This window comes from Leadbetterella byssophila DSM 17132, assembly GCF_000166395.1.
In the GTDB taxonomy this organism is placed as follows: Bacteria; Bacteroidota; Bacteroidia; order Cytophagales; family Spirosomataceae; genus Leadbetterella; species Leadbetterella byssophila.
In genome coordinates, this window is sequence record NC_014655.1 from 2352249 (window position 1) to 2377539 (window position 25291).

Sequence of the window (25291 nt, forward strand, 5' to 3'; positions counted from 1 at the left end):
AATTTGCAAATAGTATTGAAAAAGGTCTCTCAGGAGGCCTTTTTTCGTATATTTTGTGCTATGGCCAATAGGCCGAACTCAATTTCGACCTTATGCTTACCCCGAAGCATAAATCGTTTAAAGCCGTGATTGCTTTTTATGTTTGCAAAGACGGGTTCCACATCGTAACACCTTTTCTTTCGCCTTTTTATTCCTTCTTCACTGTTAAGAAGTTCATAGGCCTGCTTCCGCTGTCGCTCCAGTCGTTCATTGACTTGGACTATCCGATTCCCTTCCATCTTATTACAAGTTCCGTTTAGTGGACAATGCCCGCAATTTTGGGCTTGATATTTTCTTGAGGTTTGTTCAAAACCTGTGCTGGTCTTCCTTTTACTCTCTCCAATGAAATTCATTTGCTGACCCATCGGACAGATGAAACAGTCTTCTTGGGCATTGTAGAATAGCTTATCGGTACTAAATGGGTCCTGGTTATTGGTGTTCTGCTGTCGGTCAAAGAGATTGTATTTGATGTAGGCCTTTACTTTTTTGCCTTCCAGTAAGGTATAATTTTCCTCAGAACCGTAGCCTGCATCTGCCGTGATAACTTTGGGAGCTTGCTGATAGCTTGCTTCATGCTGAGCTATATGCGCTGCCAGAGTGGTGGTGTCGTTGGGGTTGGGGTGAATCGTGTAATTTACAACGAATTGGTTGGAGCTGGAAATTTGAACATTGTAAGCCGGCTTCAATTGCCCATTCCTCATGTGATCCTCCTTTAACCTCATAAATGTGGCTCCCTCATCCGTCTTGCTGTAACTGTTACGCTCTCCAAGAATCTGCTCCTGTTCTTCGTATTTGCCCATGTTCTGTGGAAAGTGTTTGGTGGCATAACTCAGTTTGCCTTTCACCTTCTTGTCAATATCTTTTTCTTGCCCAAAACCTCATTGAGCTTATCGACGGTAGACTGTACTTTTTCTCTAGTAATGGTGGTGAAGTCAGGGGGATCGGGAAGGTTATCCTCTTTGCTGGCAACACTTTGAGCATATTCCCAAATGCCTTTCAATTGCTGCTTCATCTTCTCTTTATTGGTCGCAATAGCCTTTTTCCAAACAAAGGTGTAACGATTGGCATTGGCCTCTATTTTGGTCCCATCAACACAAACCTCTTCAATACTCAAAAGTCCTTCCTGGGCTAAAAGCTTAACTACTTCTTCGAACACACTTCGAAGACTTTCTCGAAGGCGGTCACTTCTGAAACGGTTAATGGTGTTATGGTCAGGATAGCTCATGCCGCTTATCCACATAAAATAGATACTCTCTTTACAGGCTGCCTCTATCTTCCTGCTCGAATATACATTGCTTACATACCCATAAACCAACACTTTAAGCAGCATCTGAGGATGATAACTGGAGGCACCGGTCAATTTATACGAAGCATGCAGAGGAGCGAGGTTAATTTTATTAATGACCTCATTGACCACCCGTACCGGATGATTCTTGGGAACCAGTTCCTCCAAACTTGGAGGCAATAGCATCATTTGCTGCTGGTCGTAAGGCTTAAAAGTGGGTTTTCTTGATGCCATACCCTTGATTTTTTATACCTAAATATATGAAAATCAGGATAATAACGCAAGTTTTAAAGAGAAAATGTGAAGCCAAATCTAAAAAAAACCTCGGCTTCAAAATAAAAACGAGGGTGCCTTTATGAGACACCCTCTTAAGATGTCACTTCTTCTGTTTGAAATATATCTACAGCTGCTTGATGAAATACTTTCTTCAGCCCTTCATATGCGCCTGTAATAATGCTAATAGGCAAAATGATCGGCGCGAAGACGATCCATTGACAGATCATAAAAAAATTTATCTTCTTCATAAGGGTAAGGGTTTGTGTATATGCGATTCAACTTGTTTACAAAGTGAAGTTATTTATAATAATTCAAATTTCCAAGCATTTTGTATAAATTTTATTATACTTTTTAGTCGCATAATACCACCCCCCACAGGGACCTTAGAACTTCCAGCGCACGAATGCTTCCATAGCCTGATACTCAGCTAATCCCAGCTTGTTATAAAGCTCAGCAGTAGCACGGTTTCTATCCTCCGCTCTTTGCCAGAATTCACGGGCATCAGAACCTTGGAACACTACGCCGTCTTTTTGCGACTGGTGTTTGAAGATACCTAAGCGTTTCTGCATTACCTGATCCGGACTCATAGGTACGGCCATTTCTATTTCGTGGATCTCCCACTCTGCCCAAGCACCACGGTATAACCATACCCAACAATCCTTCATGAAGTTTTGATGCTTGATTTGTCCGATGGCCTCAAAAATGGCATCCAAACAAACTTTGTGGGTTCCGTGCGGATCCGCTAAGTCTCCTGCTGCATAGATTTGATGAGGTTTAACGCTCTCAATCAATCCTCTAACAATAGCTATATCTTCCTTACCAAGTGGAGATTTCTGAACTTTACCGGTTTCATAGAAAGGCATGTTCAAGAAGTGTACATTCTCCATTGGGATACCTACGAATCTACAGGTGGCTTTAGCTTCACCTCTACGAATGATGCCCTTTACATGACGTACTTCCGGAGAGTCTATTTCGCTTCCTTTCTTGTTCTTCAAGAACAGTTTCGCGTTTTCGAAGATCTCTTCCGCTTCTTTATTATTGATTCCAAAGTGTTTGTTATAGTCCACTACGAAATCTATGAAGCGTAAGGCTTCGTCATCAGTCACTGCAATATTTCCTGAAGTCTGATAAGCCACGTGCACATCGTGTCCCTGATCTACCAAACGCTGGAAAGTACCACCCATAGAGATGATATCATCATCTGGGTGAGGACTGAAGATAATCACGCGTTTCTTCTCAGGAAGAGCTCTTTCCGGACGGTTAGTATCGTCTGCATTTGGCTTACCTCCCGGCCATCCGGTAATAGAATGTTGTAGGTGATTAAATACTTCTATATTGATATCGTACGCTTGCCCGTATCCGGCTAGAAGCTCAGATAGACCATTGTCGTTATAGTCCTTGTTAGTTAACTTCAAGATAGGTTTACCTAGTTCAAGCGCTAAACTACATACGGCTTTCTTGATCATAGGCGTATCCCAAACTACATCTTCCACTAACCATGGAGTTTTGATGCGTTTTAACTCTGTGGCTGCAGCCATGTCTACTACAAACAGACAGTTGTTATGCTGCTGCAAATAGGAAGCTGGCAGGTGTTCGGTTACTCTACCTTCCACGGCTTGAGCAATGACCTCAGCTTTTCTTTCACCCCAAGCTAACAGTACCACTCTTTTCGCCTGAAGGATCTTAGAAACCCCTAAGGTGATGGCTTTCTTTGGTACTTTAATCAATTCTCCGCCAAAATCACCTATAGCAGCGGCTCTGGTAGAGTGATCCAACATCATCAAACGCGTTCTGGAGTTCGCTAAGGAACCTGGCTCATTGAATCCTATGTGACCATTACCGCCTATCCCTAATAATTGAAAATCTAAGCCACCTAGCGCATCAATCTTAGCTTCATAACTATTGCAAAACTCCGCAATAGCGTTCTGAGGCAATGTACCTAGGGGAATAAAATAGTTTTCCTTTGGAATATCCACGTGATCAAATAATTGCTCACGCATGAAACGCCAGTAACTTTGAATGGCATCCGGCTCCATAGGATAATACTCGTCTAAGTTGAAAGAGATCACATTCTTAAAACTTAAACCTTCTTCTTTGTGCATACGCACCAGTTCGGCGTACACTGTTTTAGGTGATGAGCCCGTAGCTAAACCTAACACACAATTCTTACCCTCTTTCTGCTTCTGACGAATCAGATCAGCTATCTCCTTTGCTACAGATTTTGAGGCTTCTTTGGGATCCGCAAAAATACGGGTGGGGATTTTTTCGTAAGCGATGGGTTCGTGTACAACGGCCATGATACTTGTTAGTTGATAGTCTTGACTAAATAAGGGCTAAAATTAGCGCCCTTTTTTTTTAAAAAAAATTATTAATTCCATTAATTGTAATTTAACGAGATCATCTTTAAAACTTACATGAAAATCCCATTAATATTATCTGGATTTATTATAAATAAATAAAACTTTTTTATAATTTTGTGGCGTAAAAAAAAATGAATTGTCTAAATCCGAATTATATAGTACTAGCAAAGGTCGTTCACTCCAGTGTGATCTTAGTAATTCTATATATATTGAATTCAGAGAATACACTTGGAAGTTTTCGATCACTGATTTTTTGGTATTCAGAAAGAATCTCCATTCAGTAAATGTTAAAGAATTACTCTTTAACCTTTCTGACGAATGTGATTTCGTATCTCTCCAGCACGCCAAATTATCTTCTACCGTTACTTTGACACTTTGTGACCTGATCCAACTAAGAGAATTAGTAGACGGCACCAAGTTTTCTCTAGAACTTGTTTCTATGATTCACGAGGTTTTGGGTGATTACGAAGTAGTCTAAGCCCTTGGAACTCTGCTCCTCCCTGAGCTAATTGGAGGCATTTTAAATTTAGATTCAATACAAATATCTGTAAATCAATTCAAAAGGGAATTTATCTCCGTTTCTTGTGTGTTAATTTTGTAAACGAAAACACAAGAGCACATAATATGAAAAATTTATTGAGAGATAAGACTTCATTGAAAGAAGATATAGAGATAGCCTTGAACGGACAAGCTAAAATGGAAGCTGAGGCTTCTAATAAATACCTTGCCATGGCATCTTGGTTAGAGCGTAATGGATTTGAACGTACTTCAGAGTATTTATATAGACAAGCAGAAGAAGAAAGAGAGCATTTCTTGAAGATCTTCCGCTACATCAATGAAATGGGAGGTGCTGCTATAACTCCTTCCTTAGGTGAAGTTCAGCAAGAATATCCAGATTTAAGAAGCGTGTTTGAAGCAGCTTTGCATAGTGAAATTGCCGTTACTAATTCCATAAATCGTATCGTTGGTCTTTGCAGAGCTAATAATGATTACGCTACTGAAGATTTCTTGATGTGGTATGTAAAAGAGCAGAGAGAAGAAGAAAAGAATGCACGTAGAGCATTGGAGCTATTTGACCTGATAGACGTAAACAGCGCAAACGGCCTTTACCTATTGGACAAGGAAATCGCGAAGATAGGCAGAGAAGAATAAGATTTTGAATAGTATGAAGGAGGAAATTTTCCTCCTTTTTTTTGTCCAGCCCAGAGATACCGCGTTAAGGCAGCAAACTAACGCACACCCACCACATCCTCTATCACCAAAAATTCACGCTCACCGAAACCGGGAACCCTTTGCCTGCTGCTATCCTTCCTAGCGAAAACATCTCGCAGTGAGCAAGGCTCCATATCCAAGGAATTCCAATCTTTGTGTAGGTTCTTGGGGATAATTTTTACAAAGTATACCTGATTATAAAGTCTACCGTTTACAGTAAGTGAGTCAGTATAGCTGCTTACTTCTCGGACCTCATCACATTGTTGGTATTTAGTGAAGAGATAGTCATCCTCCCCTACGTTCATAACAAAGGATCCAAAAACTGAAATTTCGCTTTTTGGAGCCGCGTCAGGATCACATCCCCATGCACATGTTGCTAGATATAAGATTATTTTTTTGATACTTACTCCATGTTTTAATGATCAGAACATCTTACACTCAACCGTCCGAGTACCTATTTCCACTTAAACCTCAAAACCAGGCCCTTTTCTCAGAGGCCCAAACTCTTATCTACTTCAGAACTACTTTTGCAATATACTCTAATTTAATTCTATAAATGAACTTTTAGCTTGAGAATGTACCCCATTAGACTGACGGTGCTGTAAAGAGAACTTAAAGAATTTAAGCCCCCCTATCTTAAACTTTTTATAGGCCTTCACCCTAGATGATGACTATGAAGATTGGTTTTAATTCCACTCACAATCATCAACACCCGTCTTACTTCCTCACAATTTTTTATTTTTTTTCATTTTATCAAAAGGTTTTCTACATTTGTAGCATGAAGTTAAACTTAAACATAGCGGCTAACTGGTGGCGTTCATCTCTTTGAGGTTGAACAACATTCGCTATGTATAACTATAGACAAGGCTTGCTGTTCAACCACAGCAAGCCTTTTTTAATGCCTTTTGCAAATGAAATTTAAGATAAGTACCCGAAGTAAACGTCTGCTGGCAGACACCCTCACCCCGGTGAGCATCTTCCTTAGAATCAGGGAACAATACCCCCTCTCCGTCATGTTGGAGAGTGCGGACTACCACGCTATGCACAATAGCTTCAGTTACATAGGCTGTGACCCTGTGGCATCCATACGCATAGATAGAGGTCATGTGGAGGAGAGCTATCCAAACGGCACTCAAAAGTCATATCCTCTACCCCATAGTAAGGATACTGTCAAGGTACTGCAAGGCTTTGCGGCCAGATTTGAAGGAGAAAAATCTGAACACGGCTTCATTTCAAACGGCCTGTTCGGTCATATCAGCTACGATGCCGTACAGTATTTTGAAGACATAGAACTGCAGGATAAGTCAGAAGAAAACGATATCCCTGAAATCCAATATCGCGTATACCGCTATGTGATTGCCATCAATCACTTCAAAAACGAACTCCACCTTTTTGAACATACGTATACCGAAGAAGAACTAGAACCTCAACCCCTTCAGGACGGCCTAGAAACCCTAGAATTTTTCGTTAAAAACCCTAAAAGATCTACTTCCGTCTTCCGTCTCACCGGCCCTGAAGAAACAAACATTCAGGACGACAGAATGCGGGAAATCATACAGCAATGCATCAAGCATTGCCTCCGCGGAGATGTCTTCCAGATTGTGCCATCTAGAAGATTCAGCAGAAGCTTTACCGGTGATGACTTTAACGTCTATCGAGCGCTGCGAAGCATTAACCCTTCTCCATACCTCTTCTACTTTGACGGAGGAGACTACAGAATCTTTGGATCCAGCCCAGAAAAACAAATCTACATACAAGGAAATCAGGCTGAAATTCATCCAATAGCCGGCACATTCAGACGCACTGGCGACGATCAGCGCGATAGACAACTAGCCCTTGACCTACACGCTGACCCTAAAGAATCTGCAGAACATGTCATGCTGGTAGATTTAGCTAGAAATGATCTCTCCAGAAATGCAGAAGAAGTGAAAGTAGAGATCTTCAAGGAAGTACAGTTCTATTCCCACGTCATCCATCTAGTATCTAAGGTGACGGCAACCATGAATCAAGACGTGAACCCTCTGCAATTAGTGGCAGACACCTTCCCCGCCGGAACCCTCTCAGGTTCTCCAAAACATAATGCCATGACCATCATCAATAGATTAGAACCGAATTCCAGAGGCATTTACGGGGGAGCTATAGGATTTATGGATTTTAACGGCAACTTCAATCACGCCATAGCTATCCGTACCTTTCTAAGTAAAAACAATACCCTCTTCTTCCAAGCTGGCATGGGAGTAGTAGCTAAGTCAGACCTGGAAAGTGAAATGAATGAAATCCACCTTAAACTGGGTGCATTAAGAAAAGCATTAGAAATGGCAGAAGAGATTTAATTTTGTGCAACAATGAAGATATTAGTTTTAGACAATTACGACTCCTTTGTATATAACTTGGTCTATATCCTTAAACAATTAGGGGGAGACGTAGACGTATTCCGCAATGATAAAATCGCACTAGAAGAGGTAAAAAAATACGACAAGATCCTCTTATCCCCCGGCCCGGGTATCCCGGAAGAAGCGGGAATCATGATGGATTTATTGAAAGAGTATAAAGAAACCAAAAGTATCTTTGGGGTATGTCTAGGCCATCAAGCCATAGGTGAAGCCTTCGGCGCTAAACTGGAAAACATGGGAGATGTACTCCACGGAGTAACCACACCATGTATAGTCAGAGACCCTTCTGAAGTCCTTTTCCAAGGTATACCCTCTACTTTCAGCGTCTGCAGGTATCATTCCTGGACCGTCATCAAAGAGAGTATGCCTTCAGATTTAAAAGTGACCGCTGAAGATAACCAAGGCTACGTCATGGCAGAAGCCCACCAAAAATTTGATGTAAGAGGAGTACAGTTCCATCCCGAAGCCTACCTCACTGAGCATGGAGTTAAAATGGTAGAAAACTGGCTTAAACACTAATGCACATGTTCCAGCTGTTTCGAAAACCGAAGATCATCCCCAAAGACCAAATGTTCAGGAATGCTTTCTCAAAGCATATCCCCGAAACAGCTGTGGACTATGTCATGTCTCTCTGGACGGAGCACCCCTTCTACTTCAAAGTGGCCAGGTCCAGGAAGACTTGTCTGGGAAACTACATGTTCAAAAACGGGTCACACCACATCTCCGTCAACGGAGACAGCAATGCATATAGTTTTCTCATCACACTCATTCATGAAATAGCACATCAAAGGGTACAGATCCAGCAATCCCTCTTTAAAAGAAAACCAAGCCCCCACGGCGAAACCTGGAAAAGGGAATTTAGCCGACTGATGTCTCCCCTCCTAAAACCTAATGTGTTTCCGGAAGACATCCTCGAGGTCTTAATACCTCACATGCAGGATCCCGCAGCTTCAAGCGTAAAAGATCCTAACCTGGTAAAGGTTTTAGCCAAATACTCCCCTCAAAGCGAAGGCATATACCTTTCCGATCTAAAAGATGGAGAAGAATTCCTTTTCAAAGGCAGGAGATTCAAAAGAATAGCACAGCGTAGGACACGAATTTTAGTAGAATGTGTAAATTCGAAAAAAAGATACACCATTCCTGGAATTGCCCACGTCAAACCATGAGGATATTTGCCTTCCTGATCTTTCTATGTACAAACCTTTTCGCTCAGGATACCTGGCTTAAATTAGGCATAGAGAAAGCAGGAGTGTATAAGATTGACCAGGATTTCATAAAGAAATACGCCCCTCACCTCCAAAACCTCTCCCTGGAAGAACTAACCATCATGGGTGGACATCCCAAAGCTCTACCTCAAAAGAATTCAGATAAAAGAATAGTTGATTGGGAGATCATCCATACACAGATCATAGAGGTGAATGGGCAAGCCCAACTGTTTTTCTTTGCCGAAGACCCTCACGAAGGGAGCCTGAATCCATACAGTAAGTCTAACTTTTACTTTCTAGGCAAAGGCGAGATCAAAAAAATCCCTGTAGTAACAAGCAAGAATTCCGGACAGATCCTCACTCATCTGGGTTTCCAACAACGTTATGAAAAAGATGAAGTAAACCTGCTTCAGTCCGGCCGCCTATGGTTAGGAGAGCTCTTTAAAGACCAATTTACCCTTCCTGCACCGGCGCTTCACTTCCAATCCGACTACCAGATCACCCTGTCCCTCTACCCCATGGGGATCAGCAGACAGTTCATTGAATTTACTTTTGGTACACAAGTCAAAAGAGACACCCTTAGGGGAGCGCCCTACCATCCCAATGATGCCACCGCCAGATACCATAGGATATCAAACGAACACCGATATACTTTCTTTGGCACTCCAAGTGAATTGAAAATGAAACTAAGTGCAGAAAGTGTAGGAAATGTAGGAGTATACCTAGACTATTGGGAAGTGAAGTACCAAAAACTTCTGAAAGGTGCCGGAGAATGGATATTCGAAAGAACTCCCATCCCTCCCGTCTTACAGTGGGACAATAATGCCCTGAAAGTTTGGCAGATAGGAGAAACCGTAAAAGAGCTGGACTGGGATGCAAATAACCTTATCCATCCCGAAAACAGGGATTCCCGTATAGTAGCTTTCTCACCCCTAGATATTCAGTACCCTCTATATGCAGGCAAAGTAATTAAGCCCTCCATCCTCAACCTACCTGTGCCAGAGCTATTGATAGTATATCCCAGAGCATTCCAGCGAGAGGTAGACCGATATATCTCTTTTAAAAAAGAGAATGAAAATATTGATCTAATCGCCGTGGATGTAGAAGATATTTACCTCACCTTCAGTTCCGGAAAAGTTGACCCTACTGCCATTAGAGATTTCTGCAGGCACTTATACCGGAAAGATCCTGAGAGATTCTCTTCCGTGCTTCTTATTGGTGACGCAACATACGACTACAGAAACCTAAAAAACGCAGATTATGTCAACTTGGAAACCATGATTCCCACCTACGAGTCAAGAGAATCCTTAGAACCCATCTATAGCTATTCTTCAGATGATTATTTCGGGTTCTTAGAAGATCATGAGGGAGATTGGCCGGAAGGTAGAAGCATCAATAACATTTGGTTTAGCGAAGATGCTAGAGACCACACTTTAGACATAAGTGTAGGAAGAATTCCAGCCAGAAATCTGACTGAACTTTCCTACTATGTGGACAAGTACATGCAAAGAAAACCCGGAACCTGGATGAACAAACTGAGTTTCATCGCAGATAACAGAGATTATAATCTCCACCAACAAGACGCGGAGGATTTAGAGAGAAGAGCCCTGGAAAACTATCCCGGCTTTAACACTGAAAAACTACTTCTTGATGATTTTCCTATAGAAGACGGTATTTCCCCCAAAGCAAATGCCCGCTTACACGAAATGATAAATCAGGGCTCTCTTGTGTTAACATACATAGGCCACGGATCTTCTGAAGCCTGGACAAATGAAAAACTACTTCATCTATCAGATATTTCAAAGTTAAAGAATTCAGGTAAGCTCCCCATCTGGTTGACCGCCACCTGCGAATTCGGCAGGTTTGACCAGCCCGGACAAGTCTCCGGAGCTGAGTATGTGCTACTCAGTCCTCAGAGAGGAGGAATTGCACTACTTACCACTACCCGCCCCGTTTATTCCAGCACTAACCAAGCCATTAACAGAGCCTTCTTTCAATATTTACCTACTTCCCGCACCTTAGGAGAGGCCTTTCGAAAGACAAAAAACGCTTCCGTTAGAGGAGAGGTAAACAGAAACTTTAGCCTCTTGGGAGACCCTACCTTACCTCTGCCCTACTTCTTGCCGGAAAAAAATGAGCTTTTGCCCGATCTCATGCAGGGAGGGGAGCAACATAATTTGGCAGGAGCAATTGAACAAATCCAAAATGGGGAAATGTCAGTACAAATAATGGATACCCCTATTCCCGCTAAAACAATAGGAAACTTTCCGGACAGTCCGGCATTTAACTACGAAATCCGTTCACAAGCTTTAGTAGAAGGCAGATTTGAAATAAAGGATTTTAAAGTTTCTACACCTTTCATTGCCCCTAATCCACAGCAAAATGGTAAAACCAGGGCACTCTTCCAGTGGACAAATGGACAAGAAATCTATTTTTCTTATAAGAGTATTTCATTAACCAAACTGGATACCACTTTCTCCTCTTCCGGACCGGAATTAAGTGCGGCTTTGGAAGATAATAAAGGCTTAATTTGGTATATCAGGGATCAATACGGTATCAAACCCGACTTCCATCTTGAAATCAATGGTGAAAAAATCCACCATTTCACTTTTGTTCCTACCAAAGGATTCCAAGAAGGCATTTTACTGCTACCTTTAAGTGAACTAAAGAATGGCAAACAAAGCAGTACTTTAATCGCGTCCAATATCTATAATATTACCGCGCAAAATACGTTTGAATACGAAATAAAAAGGGAAGCTTTAAAGATTCAAAGTTCCGTAGTCTATCCTAATCCGGTGAAGGATTTTGTTCGAATAAAAGTCAAGCACAATAGGGTTGGAGAAAACCTGCTAGGTACTTTCCAACTGCTAAATGAAAAAGGACAAATACTACAAAGTACAGAGCTGGAATGTATGGAATGTTTGGAAACTTGGGACTCGGAATTTCAATTGGAAAACCTATCCACAAAAGGACAAAAACTCTTTTTGCAGTGGACCTTAAAATCAGCTGTGGATGGAAGCTCTGAAAAGCTAGGCAGACCCTTGTTTTTTTGGAAATAAAAATAAAAATCTCTTATTTTGGGAGCTCATTGGGCTTCAGATATTTAATCATATATGAAAAAACACTCTTGGTTTATAATCCTCAGCATCTTCTTGATCCCGGGACTAATTCATGCACAGAATAAAAACTATCCGCTGATTTATACAGCTGTGCCATTTTTATCCATCTCTCCAGACGCCAGAGCCGCAGCATTAGGTGACGCGGGTGCCGCTACTTCCTTTGATGCTAATGCCATGCATTGGAACCCTGGTAAACTAGCTTTCTCTGATTCACGTTATGGAGGATCTTTCTCTTACACTCCTTGGCTGAGACAAATAGTGGATGACATGGCCCTTTTAAATGCCAGTGGTTACTACAAGATTTCAGATAAGCAAACTATCGGAGCCAGTGTAAACTTCTTTAATCAAGGTGAGATTCAGTTTACGGACTGGAACGGTTTTGAAATAGATCGATTCATAAGTAATGAGTTTTCTTTAGCTGCGGGTATCGCTCAAAAACTAAGCTCTGACTACTCCTTAGGTTTGAATATCAAATACATTCATTCTAATCTAGTAGGAAATGCGTCAATTCCAGGTACCTCTGTTACGGCTAAGCCGGGACAAACCGCCGCTATGGACTTAGGTTTCTACTATAACAAAACACGTCCTACGGATAATGACCCTAGAAACTTCAAGAAATTTGATGTAGACTACGGTATAGTATTGCAAAACTTAGGCGGTAAAATCAATTATGGTTTTGGTGAATACTTTCTTCCGGCAAACTTGAAAGTGGGCACTCAGCTCTCTTTCCGTCCGGACCTATCTAACCGCTTCTCCTTCATCGTAGACTTTAATAAGCTATTAGTTCCTGCTAACCTGAGCTCTGATTCTACCTCTTATGATCAGGCGCAAATGAGTGCCATGAAGGCCATCTTCAAATCCTTCGGTGATGCAGAAGACGGATTTAGAGAGGAATTAGCGGAGATCACTACTTCAGTAGGTTTTGAATATTCGTACCAGGAGATCGTAGCACTTCGTGCCGGTTATTTTCATGAATCAAAACACAAAGCCGGTAATCAATACATCACAGCCGGTGCCGGTGTGACCTTGAAAGAAAGATTAAAATTAGATCTAGCCTACCTGATCCCTACTAAGACCGGAAGCCCATTAGCTAATACTTGGAGAGTAACATTGAGAATTCAAGTTCCTCACAAATCCGGCAAAGTAGATACCATTGGTGACAGAATTGATAATTAATAAAAACATTAATTGAGACAAAAAGCCCGTATCTTCGGGCTTTTGTTGTTTATATCATGGACTTTTTTGAATTAGATTTAAGTATAGATGCGGATTTCGCTGAAATCCTGGTAGCAGAATTAGCTGAAGTAGGCTTTGATTCTTTTGTGGACAAAGAGGATGGGATCATTGCCTATATCCCGGAGGAACTCTTCCAGGAACAAGATGTAAAATTGCTCCTAGAGAAATACGCCTCTAAAGTCTCTCTGCATTATAGCATCTCCAAAGTTGAAAGACAGAATTGGAACAAAGAATGGGAGTCTAATTTTCATCCTATAGATGTAGACGGTAAGGTCTATATCCGTGCCAGTTTTCACGACCCAGCCCCTTCATCTTACTCGCATGAAATCATCATCGTGCCAAAGATGTCATTTGGAACAGGTCATCATGAAACCACTTCTCAGATGATCGCTTTACAGTTAGATATAGATCACAAAGGCAAATCCGTTTTAGATGTAGGAACGGGTACAGGTATTTTAGCTATCATGGCTAAACAACTGGGAGCAGCAGACGTTCATAGCTTCGACATAGACGAATGGTCAGTGGAAAATGGGAAAGAGAACTATGAACTTAACGGTGTGGAAGACATCACCATAGATCAAGGAACCATCAGAACACAAAATATCAAGGAATACGATATCGTTTTGGCAAATATCAATAGAAACATTCTATTGGATGAAATTCCGGAATATGCCAAGTTCAGTAAGGATTACTTATTAGTCAGTGGATTCTATACCCACGATATACAGGATATAGAACGTGTGGCAGAGGAAAATGGATTTAAAAAAGTAAAAGAAATAAGTAAGAACAATTGGGCTGCTGTCGTTTTTAGGAAATAAATAGCTGTCATGAAAAGAGTTGTCTGGATCTTTTTATTCTTCTTCTCTACTGCTCAGGCTCAGGTATTGAATCTACCTGCTGATCCGGAAAAGTTTATAGAAGAATATGCCAGACAAATGGAGAAACTCCTAGGAGCTCCTAGTAACTTCCCCAGCTTTTACAAAGAGACTCTAAACGAAGAAGGCAAACAGCAGATTAGAAGGATCATCCCCTATATCAGTAAAAAAGGACTTCGACCTCAGGACATACAGAGCTTTACGCAGATGCTGCAAGCCTATAACTCCCGGTTCCCAGCTGCAGACTTAAACAACTTACTGATAGGATTAGGAAAGTCCTTTGAAGCCTATCCGGCCAAGATCATACAAGAAACTATCCCGCAGATGTATAACTTTTTCACCAAAGAAGAGTTATACACTTCTGCATTTAACCGAGTTAAACTGGCAGGAAGTTCACTTGAATGGAAATTCCTAGATCAGAAACAAGATTACTTTACGGGTACATCAGGAACCACTGGGACGGACGAAGATTTAGGTTGGGACGATACCACTGGGAATTTTATAGCCAAAAACTTTCAACTCCCTCCGGTTCAAGGCCTGATCTGCGTGTGGTCAGAAGCAGACCTCTCTCTAATCAGCCCTTCAGATTCTTTTGTCATCCAAAAAACAAAAGGTGCCTATCAATTTTTTGAAGGACTTTTCCTCGGTGAAGGAGGAGAGATTCATTGGTCAGTTGCCGAGAAAAAAGTAAGAGCCAACTTAGGAAAATACTCCTATAAAGGCTCTAAAGGCCGACTCCTAGCTGAAGAAACCTCACTAACCCACAAAGGTGTACTGGAAGTACCGGTAAAGGGTATTTTGGAGATCAAGATGGAGAAAAGAGCAAACGGTGTACCCTCCACTTTTCCCAGATTCAAATCTTACGACAGCAAATCCAAACTGGTTCTGCCCTTTGAAGACTACGAAATCACAAGTGGCTACACCTTGGTAGGTCAAAAGATCTCTACAGCATCTTTGAAGAATCAATACACCAGATTAGTGGTCAACAAAAGCAGCCAAACCCAGCAATTTGAGGTCATAGGTAAGAATATAATTATCACAGACACCCTGTTAAGTTCTCCTCAGGTCTCTTTCGTAGCTCGACTGGGCAAAGACTCCGTAAGTCATCCGGGAATTCAATGGACCTTCCATATCCCTAATCAATTAGTGAAGCTTAATAAAGTAAGCAAGGGTGGCTTCCGCAACAGCATGTTCTCTGACACCTTCCATCAGGTGGACATTCGCTGTGATGCCATGTCCTGGAACCTAGGCAGCGGACAGATGGATTTTTATATCGTATCTGGTAAACATGAGGTAGCAGCAGAGTTTGAGTCTTTTGACTATTACAATGCCCTCCGACTGAGTAACCTCAGTAATGCTGCCGGTTTCAATCCCTTAATGGCAGCTGCCACTCTAGTGGGAAGGAAAAAGCAAAATAAGATCACCGTTGATGAACTGCAGCAGTTTATTAAAAAAGAAAGGCACTTTGCATCAAATGGCCTCCTAATAGGTCATCAAATGGGCTTCTTTGACTATCATCCCTTTGAAGACTATTACAGCATTTCCAGAAAAGGATTCCATTATTACCTCGTAACTACCGGCAAGAAAGATTACGACGATTTGGTCATTTCTTCTTTAAACAAAGGGAAAGAAGAAAATGCCAGCATAGATTTCAAATCCAAATCACTCAATATTTCCGGAGCCCAAAACTTTAAACTAAGTGATAGCCTGGGGATACAGCTTTTGCCCGACCAACAATCCATGCAGGTGATAGGCAACAAGGTGTTTCAGTTCAATGGCAAAATCATAGTCAAGAACTTCACCTTCTATGGTGATTTTGTACTTGAATACGAGAACTTTGTGGTTCAATTAAATCGTATAGATTCCATAACCTTTACCCCTTTGGACCTTTACAGAAAAGGCTCAAAGATTCAACTAGGTGGGAAATTCGAATTCGGAAAGACGGGAAAATTGATCTTGAATGCGCCTGATAACAAGTCGGGAAGAAGAATATTACCCGAATATCCAAAACTCGAAATAGCCGGAGGAGTAAACGTCAGTTTCCCTCATCTCTCAGATACCTATCATTTCAAAGCTGACAAATTGTATTTGGACAGCCTAAATACCAAAGACCCGAAAATAGCCGGGATCTTCACTTTGGGCAATATTTTTAAGCCTATCAAAGACCACCTGGTTGTTTTACCTGACACCAGCATGGGCATGATCCATAAACCTGTAGGTCCTTATCCAGTCTATGGCCTCGCCTCTGCATTTACAGCGAAAGAACCCATAGTACTGCACAAACGCGGAATTAAATCTGTAGGAGAACTCCAGCATTTGACTTCTAAACTGACCTTAGAAGAGGTAGCCTTTACACCGGACAAAATGAGTGCGAAAGGAAACGGTGGACAAGTAAGAGAACAGCAAAGCGGTCAAGTGTATTTTCCCCAAGTGAATCTAAGTACCTACGGTATGGAATGGGCTCCGCTTGAAGATAGCTTAGCCATAGCCTCAGAACAAGGCTTTGAATTCTACAAAGGCAGCTCCTTCCTTAAGGGAAGTCTGGTTATTCGGAATTCAGGATTATATGGTAATGGAAGCCTGCATAGGTCAGATTCTGACATTAGTTCAGAAACCTTCAGATTCGACAAGAGTGGATTCCTGGCAGAAAAAGCCGACTTGAAAGTCAAGACGGAAGGTAGTGAGCAACTAGCCTTTGCAGGAAAAGGGGTAGACATAGACTTCGTGGTAGATAAATCTGAAGTTAAGATATCAGCTGAAAGTAAAGGATTTGAGAGTAGTGGATTCTTAGAATTTCCGGCATCTCAATACAAGACCACCATAGACAAGGCCCTTTGGAAAATCAAAGACAAGCTCATCACCATGGACGGAAGTCTTGAAGGTTCAGTCTTCACTTCTACTTCAAAGAATCAATATGGACTATCTTTCCACGGTACCGCAGCCACTTATAACATCAGTGAAAAAAGCTTAAACATCTCTGGTGTAGAAGAGATCAGAACAGCTGATGCCGCCGTTAAACCGGCAGATGGAAAGGTTTTTGTGAAGTCAGATGGAAAACTGGATTCGTTTAAGGGTGCAACCATAGTTGCTGACACTATCAACAGATACCACACGCTGACCAATGCTTCTGTAGAAGTAAATTCAAAACTTTCCTATAGTGCCCAAGCAGATTATCAATATGTCAACATCAGTTCTGATACCTTCAATATCAAGTTAGGTGGTTTTGAATTTGCAGAAGTTACACCGGAAGGAAGGATATTAGAATCTAAAGGGTCAGGGAAACTTTCCACCATAGCCAGAGCCCGAGTTCAGGAACAAGACCAGGTATATCTGGCTAAAAAGATGCTTTATATAGGAGAGCTTACCATGCTGGCGCCTTTTAAAAACTTGTCTTTAAAAGGTCAAATCTTACCGGATTTGAAGAAATATCCCATGATTGGTGGTTCTTGGATTGATTATTCCGGTTCAAAATCTGAAAACATCAAAATCCCAATAGATGAAACCTTAAAAGACGGAGGGAAACCACTGTATGTGGGGCTTCACATGAAATACGGAGCGAATACGGATGGCATGTATCCTACCTTCTTGTCTATGAAGAAATCAGCAGACGATTCAGATATTTTCCTGGCCAAAGGCACCATGGAAAGGGACGAGGAAAATGCTAGATTCAACGTTAGCACCGGTACGGAAAATACGGCTGAATTCTACGAAGAAGAGGGCAGGTTTGTACTACGTGGCAAAATGAATCTACTAGGAGCGCCTAGCAAGGTATTTGACACCTATGGACAGGCTACTGTTCTACTTGACTCATCCATTTACAGATTTTCGAACTTCATGCTCTTTGATTTTCCTTTGCCTATTCCTACTGTACAAAAGATGGGTGGAAATCTGGTAAAACACAATCTGGATGCCGGAAATTCCCAGGCTGCAATAGATACAGGCGATGAGGAATTCTTAGAGAACCTACGTTTGATTCTAGGTCAACCTGACCTTCAAAAGTACCTTTCCAATACGGAGAAAGGCCATATCCCTCTATTCAAGGAGTCGAACAAGTTCCTGAAATCTTTGGTGCTTAGTAAGGTGGATCTGCAATGGAATGCCACCGCAAATGCTTACTACAGTCGAGGTCCTATAGGCATTTCCAATATGGGGGATGTAGATATCAATGCTCTAGTAAATGGATATATGGAAGTGGCTACTTCCCACAGTACAGGTAGCGAACTTCATCTATACCTGGATATCTCTCCAAATGTGTGGTTCTACTTTGTCTATCGCAATGGTCAATTAGGCATTGTTTCAGCTGACGAAGAGGTTAACAAACTTCTAAACACCGGAAAGGAGAAGAATGTAGCGTTCTTAGATGTCACAGAAGCCACACGTTTCAAAAAACGTTTCCTAACCACTTATCACGGCATGAGTGAGGATGAGTATAACAAGTTGCAAAGAACGCCAGCCAGAACAAGCAAGAAGACCAAAAAAGAGGAAGGTGAGGGTTTTTGATCCAGTACCACCTAATAAATAATACAATTGAACTGTTGACCAAATTAGCATAAATATTTACATTCGTACCGTAAGTTCCTCTTTGACCTATCTGATAGGTATTTTTTAGATTGCTCTACTTCAAGCTATTTTTTTATTGTTCTTCATTACTCCCATAAGGGAAGGAAATTCCTATACCATGTATGTAAAAAATGAGAACGGTGAAGTGATGTCATCTGCACGGTTTGCCGCTGAGATAGTTGCCATGATTCTAAAAGATGCGGATAAAGCAGTCTCCGAGGAGGAAGCTAAGCAGGCTCTTTATTCTTCTTCCCAATCGGTTGTTGACAGGGATCTGCTTTGGAAAAAGCTTTTAGAAAGGATCAAAAAGATAAGAAGGGAGGAAAAAATGATGGGATATTCAGAAGCAGTGGTGTGTGCTTTCAGCCAATTACTGCAGACTGAAGTTTTGATCACAGCAAATGTGCTAATGGTTTTGAAATATCTTCTAAAACTAAATCGGACCACAAAAGATGTTTAAGATTTGCATAGCTATGGCGGGGGCAGTATCAGCAGGTGCATATACTGCAGGCGTGATGGACTACTTAACAGAGGCCTTATCCCTTTGGCAAGCTAAAAAAGAAAAGAATCTCTCCATTCAGGCAAGGAGGCCAAATGACTACTTCGAAGACCCCGAATATGATGCCTCTGTTCCTATGCATGAAGTCCAAATAGAGGTATTGGCAGGCTCATCAGCAGGAGGAATAACGGCATCTTTAAGTTTTATTGAGGCCAATACGCACAGAAACCATTCACTTTTATATGACTGTTGGGTAAATATGGCCGATGACAACAAAGGCAGCACTATACAGAAAATGTTGGGCTCTGAGGGCGAAAACGAGATCAACTCCCTGTTCAATGTAGCACCCATAGAACAAATTGCAGATCGTGCTTTTGAAAATATGGAAGTCAGGGAAACCCTCCCCCCTTATTTCTCGCCTAATGTAGATTTGCTTTTAACAGTAACTAACCTGGAAGGTTTAAAATATGAAATCCCCTTTGGTAATGAAAGAAGCTATGTCATCACTCAAAATGCCGGATTCATGGACTATAGACGAAAGGGAGCTTCAACGAAAGGTTTCTTTTCAGAAATAGATTTGAGAGTACAAAGCGATAGAGAGAGCCTAAAAGAAATGACCCTTAGTACAGCCGCTTATCCAATAGGCTTAAAAGCGAGACAGCCAAGTATCCATGCGAAATACCTTAGTCAATATACAGATTTCCTCTTTCCTCCTTATGTGGGGGCAAATGGTGAAATAGTACCTTACCAAAGGCCCAAACTCGTCCCACCAAAGACGGTTCAAGGCGATAAATATAACTTCCGCGCTATTGACGGGGGGCTGATCAACAATGAACCTTTTGGATTAGGAGGGGTGGTTTTACAACAAAAAGATCCAGAGTCCTATAAGAAGGAAAAGTATGCTATCATCATGATTGATCCCTTTCCCTACCAGGAGAAAAAGGAGATCGAAAGTAAAGTAGACATGATTTCTATAGGGAAGTTACTCTTTTCAGCTCTGAGAAATCATGCTTTCTTCAGTCAGTCAGGTATTCAAGATATCATTCTTACTCAATTCAATACCAGATTCCTGATCCTTCCCAGTAAGAAAGAGACGAACGATGACCCTTTAGCTGCCGGACCTATATTTGGCTTTGCCGGATTTCTTCAAAAATCATTTCGTCAGCACGACTACGAGCTAGGCAGAAAGAACTGCCAGGATTTTCTTCGGTATCATTTTGGAATAGAATTAGGGCAAGTCAAGAAAAAATTAGAGTCTGAACCCCATGCAAGTGCAATGGAGCGATTTGTCATCCGAAAAATGGACACTAAAGAACCTTATGCCTACCCTATCATTCCCGATTTTCATGAAGAAGTCATCACCGAACCCAAATTTCCTAAGGTAAAGGAAACAGAAGTAGTGGATGAGGTAGCCCAAGCTATGATCTCACGAATCAAGATCCTGATTAAAAGTATAGACAAAACTTCCACACGCTGGCTGGTCAAAGCAGAGATGTTACTGTTTCAGAGCATACTTAGGAAGGCTATAAAAAAATATCTCAAAGAGGCTCTAAAGAATTTTATTTAATTACTTTGCAGGTATTCATCAGAGGTTTATGCCCTACTTATTAAAAGAAAATCTAGAAGTATTCCATTCGAATGATATAGGTCTTCTGACCCTTCAAACACCCCAGAAATTTCCTTACCATCTTATAATATTATGTACCAAAGGAAATCTACAAGCAAATGTGGGCCTGCATTCTTTTGAATTATCAGAACAAAGTCTGACTATCGTTCCCCCTCAAACCCTATATAAATTTACCGGAAGAGGTGTTCATGTAAGTTTTCTGGCCGTTAAGGAAGACTTTCTACAACGAGCATTTATGAGGAACGAAGGATTAGGGGAATTACTGTTTATAAGTCCTGACTATCCACCTACCTTTCCCTTGGAACGGAATCATTTTGAAGATACTTTATATAAGTTCCAAAAGATAAAAGAAGAGTTAGATAGGGAAAGCCCTTTCTACTTAGACATTATAAGGCTGTATATTGTCCAAATTCTTTACGAATACAATAGAGCCTGCGAGTATTGTTTACTGCATTCAAACAAGATGATCAATAGGCAATACCAGGTCATGCACGAGTATAAAAAACTAGTAGAATTGCATTTTAAGGACGTAAAAAACCTTAAGGATTATTCAGAAATGATGAATTTAAGTCCAAAGTACCTCAGCGAATGCGTAAAATCCCAAACCGGCAAATCTGCCCATAAAATCATTCAGGAGAGAGTGGTAATGGAAGCCGAATGGTTACTCAAAAACAAGAGTTTATCTATTAAAGACATAGCTTATCAATTAGGATTCCGTACACCTGAGTCCTTTACCAGATACTTTTCCAAAAACACAGGTATACCTCCTACCTTATTTAGTAAAAACCGTAAAATCGACAGGTCAAAAGGACATCCGGCCATGGACTAAGGTTTAGAAATCCGACAATTTTGCTAAAAAAAACATATGAAAAGCAAATTAGCATTATTGGTACTTCCTTTTTTATCAGCATGTTCTCCCAAAAACTACCAACAAGTAAGAATTGCTCGTCCGACGAATCAATTGGCGGAAATAAAACATTTCTATGGCACTGTTCTTGGATTACCTATAATAGGCAGTTTTGAGGGGCATGAGGGATATGATGGTCTCATGTTTGGATTACCTAACAAAAGATTCCACTTGGAATTCACATCACAGACCCCGAAACCAGAACTCCCTGCACCTACCAAGGAAAATCTGACTGTACTGTACTATCCTAATGAAAAAGAGTACACAAAAGCTCTCAACAGAATATTATCTTATGGCTACCACCCCGTAGAACCCGAAAATCCCTACTGGCTAAATAAGAGCCAAACCTTCGAAGACCCTGACGGATGGAGGGTGGTATTGTTTAGGGGGAAGTTCTAAAAAACCTACGGCATTTTAGGATTAATAATTATGGATCATTTAGTAATGAAATGGCCAAAAGGCTCTTAACAAGTTAAAACTAATGTTCCATAACTATTGGTTAATAGTTATTAATTAGCCGGCCCCGTCAAAAGAAACAAGTAAGGGTTAAACCAAGAAGGAACGACCCTTAGGCTAAAAAGCAAAAAAAAGCCCTCAACTTTAGCTGAGGGCTTCGAATAAGAAACCGGCGTCTACCTACTCTCCCTGGTTTGATCCAAGTACCATCGGCGGTATGGGGCTTAACTGCTCTGTTCGAAATGGGAAGAGGTGAACACCCATCCTATTGACACCGTGAATGTCGTTAGGTAATTGTTAATGTTCAACTATTAATGGTTAATGATTTCTCATCAACTCATTCATTAATAATTAACAATTAATCATTAACAATTAGTATGTCTTTTTACATGACAACTGGAAAAACTGAGCTTTGATTTTTTAAAATTAATAGAGCTCTCGGTTCATTAGTACTACTCGGCTTTGATGTTACCACCTTTACACCTGTAGCCTATCAACGTCATCGTCTATAACGTTCCTCTATGGAAGTCTCATCTTGAGGCCGGTTTCACACTTAGATGCTTTCAGCGTTTATCCTAACCATACTTAGCTACTCTGCCGTGCCCTTGGCAAGACAACAGATACACCAGAGGTATGTCCAATTCGGTCCTCTCGTACTAAAATCAGACCCTCTCAAACTTCCTACGCCCACCACAGATAGGGACCGAACTGTCTCACGACGTTCTGAACCCAGCTCGCGTGCCACTTTAATCGGCGAACAGCCGAACCCTTGGGACCTTCTCCAGCCCCAGGATGTGACGAGCCGACATCGAGGTGCCAAACCTCCCCGTCGATATGAGCTCTTGGGGGAGATCAGCCTGTTATCCCCGGAGTACCTTTTATCCTTTGAGCGATGGCCCTTCCATGCAGAACCACCGGATCACTATACCCATGTTTCCATCCTGCTCGACTTGTCGGTCTTGCAGTCAAGCTCCCTTATGCTATTGCACTCAACGCACGGTTACCAAGCGTGCTGAGAGAACCTTTGGAAGCCTCCGTTACTCTTTTGGAGGCGACCACCCCAGTCAAACTACCCACCAAGCGATGTCCCTCTTTGAGGTTAGAAACCAAATACCCAAAGGGTGGTATTTCAACGTTGACTCCCGAACGCCTAGCGACGCCCGTTCACAGTCTCCCACCTATCCTACACATCGAATATCCAGTCACAACGCTAAGCTATAGTAAAGGTTCACGGGGTCTTTCCGTCCCGTGGCGGGTAGACGGCATCTTCACCGTCACTACAATTTCGCCGAGCTCACGGCTGAGACAGTGCCCAGATCGTTACACCATTCGTGCAGGTCGGAACTTACCCGACAAGGAATTTCGCTACCTTAGGACCGTTATAGTTACGGCCGCCGTTTACTGGGGCTTCAATTCAGTGCTTCTCTTGCGATAACACCCCCTCTTAACCTTCCAGCACCGGGCAGGTGTCAGGCCTTATACGTCGACATTAATCTTCGCAAAGCCATGTGTTTTTGTTAAACAGTCGCCTGGGCCTATTCTCTGCGGCCTCATCGCTGAGGCTCCCTTTTTCCCGAAGTTACAGGGTTAATTTGCCTAGTTCCTTAGCCGTGAATCACTCGAGCACCTTAGGCTTCTCGCCTCGACTACCTGTGTCGGTTTACGGTACGGTCGATACATATCCATAACTTATCAGCTTTTCTTGGAACCCTATCCCCTAATTCGATTCGTCCGAAGACTCCTCTCAACGAACATTTCCGTCGGTTCGTATTAAGCTTTAGAATCCGTCCCTGAGATCGTAATATGCATCGGTGCAGGAATATTAACCTGCTTCCCATCGGCTTCTGCTCTCGCATTATCCTTAGGATCCGACTTACCCTCCGTTGATTGACATAGCGGAGGAATCCTTAGTCTTTCGGTGTGAATGGTTCTCACATTCATTATCGCTACTTATTCCTACATTTGCTTTTCTGTACGCTCCAACGCCACTCAAATGACGCATTCTCCGCATACAGAATGCTCCCCTACCCAAGATTACTCTTGACTAAGCTTCGGTACTATACTTTATGCCCGCTTATTATCGATGCCCGCCCCGCTCGACCAGTGAGCTGTTACGCACTCTTTAAATGATTGCTGCTTCCAAGCAAACATCCTGGCTGTCTCGGCAGTCAGACCTCCTTTGTTCAACTTAGTATAGATTTAGAGACCTTAGCTGTAGTTCTGGGTTCTTTCCCTCTCGGACTCGGACCTTAGCACCCGAGCCCTCACTGCTGTGTATATTTATCCGCATTCGGAGTTCGTCTGAATTTGGTAGGATGTGACTCCCCCGCATCCAATCGGTAGCTCTACCTCGGATAAACTCTCCACAACGCTGTACCTAAATACATTTCGGGGAGTACGAGCTATTTCCCAGTTTGATTAGCCTTTCACCCCTACCCACAGTTCATCCGAAAACTTTTCAACGTTTACCGGTGCGGTCCTCCATCCCGTGTTACCGGGACTTCAACCTGACCATGGGTAGATCACTAGGTTTCGCGTCTACAGCAACGAACTTAACGCCCTGTTAAAACTCGCTTTCGCTTCGGCTTCGTTCCTTAAAAACTTAACCTCGCTCGTTACCGTAACTCGTAGGATCATTATGCAAAAGGCACGCCGTCACTTCATCTCGAAGCTCCGACCGCTTGTAGGCGTACGGTTTCAGGTTCTTTTCACCCGGGTACTCCCCGTGCTTTTCACCTTTCCTTCACAGTACTAGTTCACTATCGGTGTCTCAGGAGTATTTAGCCTTGGCGGATGGTGCCGCCGGATTCAAAGGGGATTTCACCGGTCCCCCCCTACTCAGGATACTGCTCGTCCATCATCTCTTACGCTTACGTGTCTATCACACTCTATGGATGACCTTCCCAGATCATTCAGCTTAAGATAACTTTCTAAATGCAGTCCTACAACCCCCGGTATGCCGTAACATAACGGGTTTGGGCTATTCCGCGTTCGCTCGCCACTACTTGCGGAATCACTATTGTTTTCTTCTCCTATGGGTACTTAGATGTTTCAGTTCCCCACGTTCGCTTCACATGCCCTTTGGCATGGATTCTCTGGCTTCACCAGAGAGGGTTGCCCCATTCGGAAATCTACGGATCAATAGATATGTGCTCTTCCCCGTAGCTTATCGCAGCTTATCACGTCCTTCGTCGCCTCTGAGACCCTAGGCATCCCCCGTACGCCCTTCTCTTGCTCTAATA

At 42.1% G+C, this 25291-nt stretch carries 15 protein-coding genes, 2 rRNA genes and 1 pseudogene; 13 read left to right on the top strand and 5 right to left on the bottom strand.

Annotated features, from left to right (window positions below):
* Positions 1-29: 29 nt before the first annotated feature.
* Positions 30-1558: pseudogene (locus LBYS_RS10770) on the bottom strand (IS1182 family transposase).
* A 425-nt stretch (positions 1559-1983) separates the two neighbouring features.
* Complete coding sequence (gene nagB / locus LBYS_RS10775; RefSeq protein WP_013408909.1) at positions 1984-3897, bottom strand: glucosamine-6-phosphate deaminase; 1914 nt, start codon at positions 3895-3897, stop codon at positions 1984-1986.
* 199 nt (positions 3898-4096) lie between these two features.
* On the opposite strand from nagB, the gene LBYS_RS10780 reads away from it, so the two are divergent.
* Both LBYS_RS10780 and LBYS_RS10785 read left to right on the top strand, forming a co-directional pair.
* Positions 4097-4438, top strand: coding sequence for a hypothetical protein (locus LBYS_RS10780; RefSeq protein WP_013408910.1), 342 nt, complete (start codon positions 4097-4099; stop codon positions 4436-4438).
* 146 nt (positions 4439-4584) lie between these two features.
* Positions 4585-5112, top strand: a complete 528-nt coding sequence (locus LBYS_RS10785; RefSeq protein ID WP_013408911.1) for a ferritin — start codon at positions 4585-4587, stop codon at positions 5110-5112.
* A 77-nt stretch (positions 5113-5189) separates the two neighbouring features.
* Here LBYS_RS10785 and LBYS_RS10790 read toward each other — a convergent pair whose 3' ends face one another.
* A complete protein-coding gene (locus LBYS_RS10790) occupies positions 5190-5477 on the bottom strand; it encodes a hypothetical protein (protein WP_013408912.1) in 288 nt (95 codons plus the stop codon).
* Between the two features lie 606 nt (positions 5478-6083).
* On the opposite strand from LBYS_RS10790, the gene LBYS_RS10795 reads away from it, so the two are divergent.
* The 11 genes from LBYS_RS10795 (at position 6084) to LBYS_RS10845 (ending at position 21992) form a co-directional block, all read left to right on the top strand.
* The gene (locus LBYS_RS10795; protein WP_013408913.1) at positions 6084-7505 is read left to right on the top strand and encodes an anthranilate synthase component I family protein; all 1422 of its coding nucleotides are present in this window, start codon (positions 6084-6086) and stop codon (positions 7503-7505) included.
* Positions 7506-7517: 12 nt separating this feature from the next.
* Positions 7518-8084, top strand: a complete 567-nt coding sequence (locus LBYS_RS10800) for an anthranilate synthase component II (RefSeq protein ID WP_013408914.1) — start codon at positions 7518-7520, stop codon at positions 8082-8084.
* A gap of 5 nt (positions 8085-8089) precedes the next feature.
* Positions 8090-8731, top strand: a complete 642-nt coding sequence (locus LBYS_RS10805) for a hypothetical protein (RefSeq protein WP_013408915.1) — start codon at positions 8090-8092, stop codon at positions 8729-8731.
* The gene (porU, locus tag LBYS_RS10810; protein WP_013408916.1) at positions 8728-11829 is read left to right on the top strand and encodes a type IX secretion system sortase PorU; all 3102 of its coding nucleotides are present in this window, start codon (positions 8728-8730) and stop codon (positions 11827-11829) included. The genes LBYS_RS10805 and porU overlap by 4 nt, the downstream gene beginning before the upstream one ends.
* A gap of 54 nt (positions 11830-11883) precedes the next feature.
* Complete coding sequence (gene porV / locus LBYS_RS10815) at positions 11884-13065, top strand: type IX secretion system outer membrane channel protein PorV (protein WP_013408917.1); 1182 nt, start codon at positions 11884-11886, stop codon at positions 13063-13065.
* Between the two features lie 56 nt (positions 13066-13121).
* Complete coding sequence (gene prmA, locus LBYS_RS10820) at positions 13122-13943, top strand: 50S ribosomal protein L11 methyltransferase (protein ID WP_013408918.1); 822 nt, start codon at positions 13122-13124, stop codon at positions 13941-13943.
* A 9-nt stretch (positions 13944-13952) separates the two neighbouring features.
* Positions 13953-18500 carry a hypothetical protein gene (locus LBYS_RS10825; RefSeq protein ID WP_013408919.1) on the top strand — a complete coding sequence of 1516 codons (4548 nt, stop codon included), beginning with the start codon at positions 13953-13955 and terminating at the stop codon, positions 18498-18500.
* Between the two features lie 178 nt (positions 18501-18678).
* Positions 18679-19020 (top strand): hypothetical protein, encoded by a 342-nt coding sequence (locus tag LBYS_RS10830; protein ID WP_013408920.1) that lies wholly within the window; start codon positions 18679-18681, stop codon positions 19018-19020.
* The gene (locus LBYS_RS10835; RefSeq protein WP_013408921.1) at positions 19013-20626 is read left to right on the top strand and encodes a patatin-like phospholipase family protein; all 1614 of its coding nucleotides are present in this window, start codon (positions 19013-19015) and stop codon (positions 20624-20626) included. Before LBYS_RS10830 ends, LBYS_RS10835 begins: the two co-directional genes overlap by 8 nt.
* Before the next feature lie 28 nt (positions 20627-20654).
* Positions 20655-21515 carry a helix-turn-helix domain-containing protein gene (locus LBYS_RS10840; RefSeq protein WP_013408922.1) on the top strand — a complete coding sequence of 287 codons (861 nt, stop codon included), beginning with the start codon at positions 20655-20657 and terminating at the stop codon, positions 21513-21515.
* 36 nt (positions 21516-21551) lie between these two features.
* Positions 21552-21992 (top strand): VOC family protein, encoded by a 441-nt coding sequence (locus LBYS_RS10845; RefSeq protein WP_013408923.1) that lies wholly within the window; start codon positions 21552-21554, stop codon positions 21990-21992.
* Between the two features lie 224 nt (positions 21993-22216).
* Here the strand turns inward: LBYS_RS10845 and rrf are convergent.
* Positions 22217-22328: ribosomal RNA gene (gene rrf / locus LBYS_RS10850) — 5S ribosomal RNA — on the bottom strand.
* 147 nt (positions 22329-22475) lie between these two features.
* Positions 22476-25290 (bottom strand): 23S ribosomal RNA (locus LBYS_RS10855).
* Position 25291 lies beyond the last annotated feature (1 nt).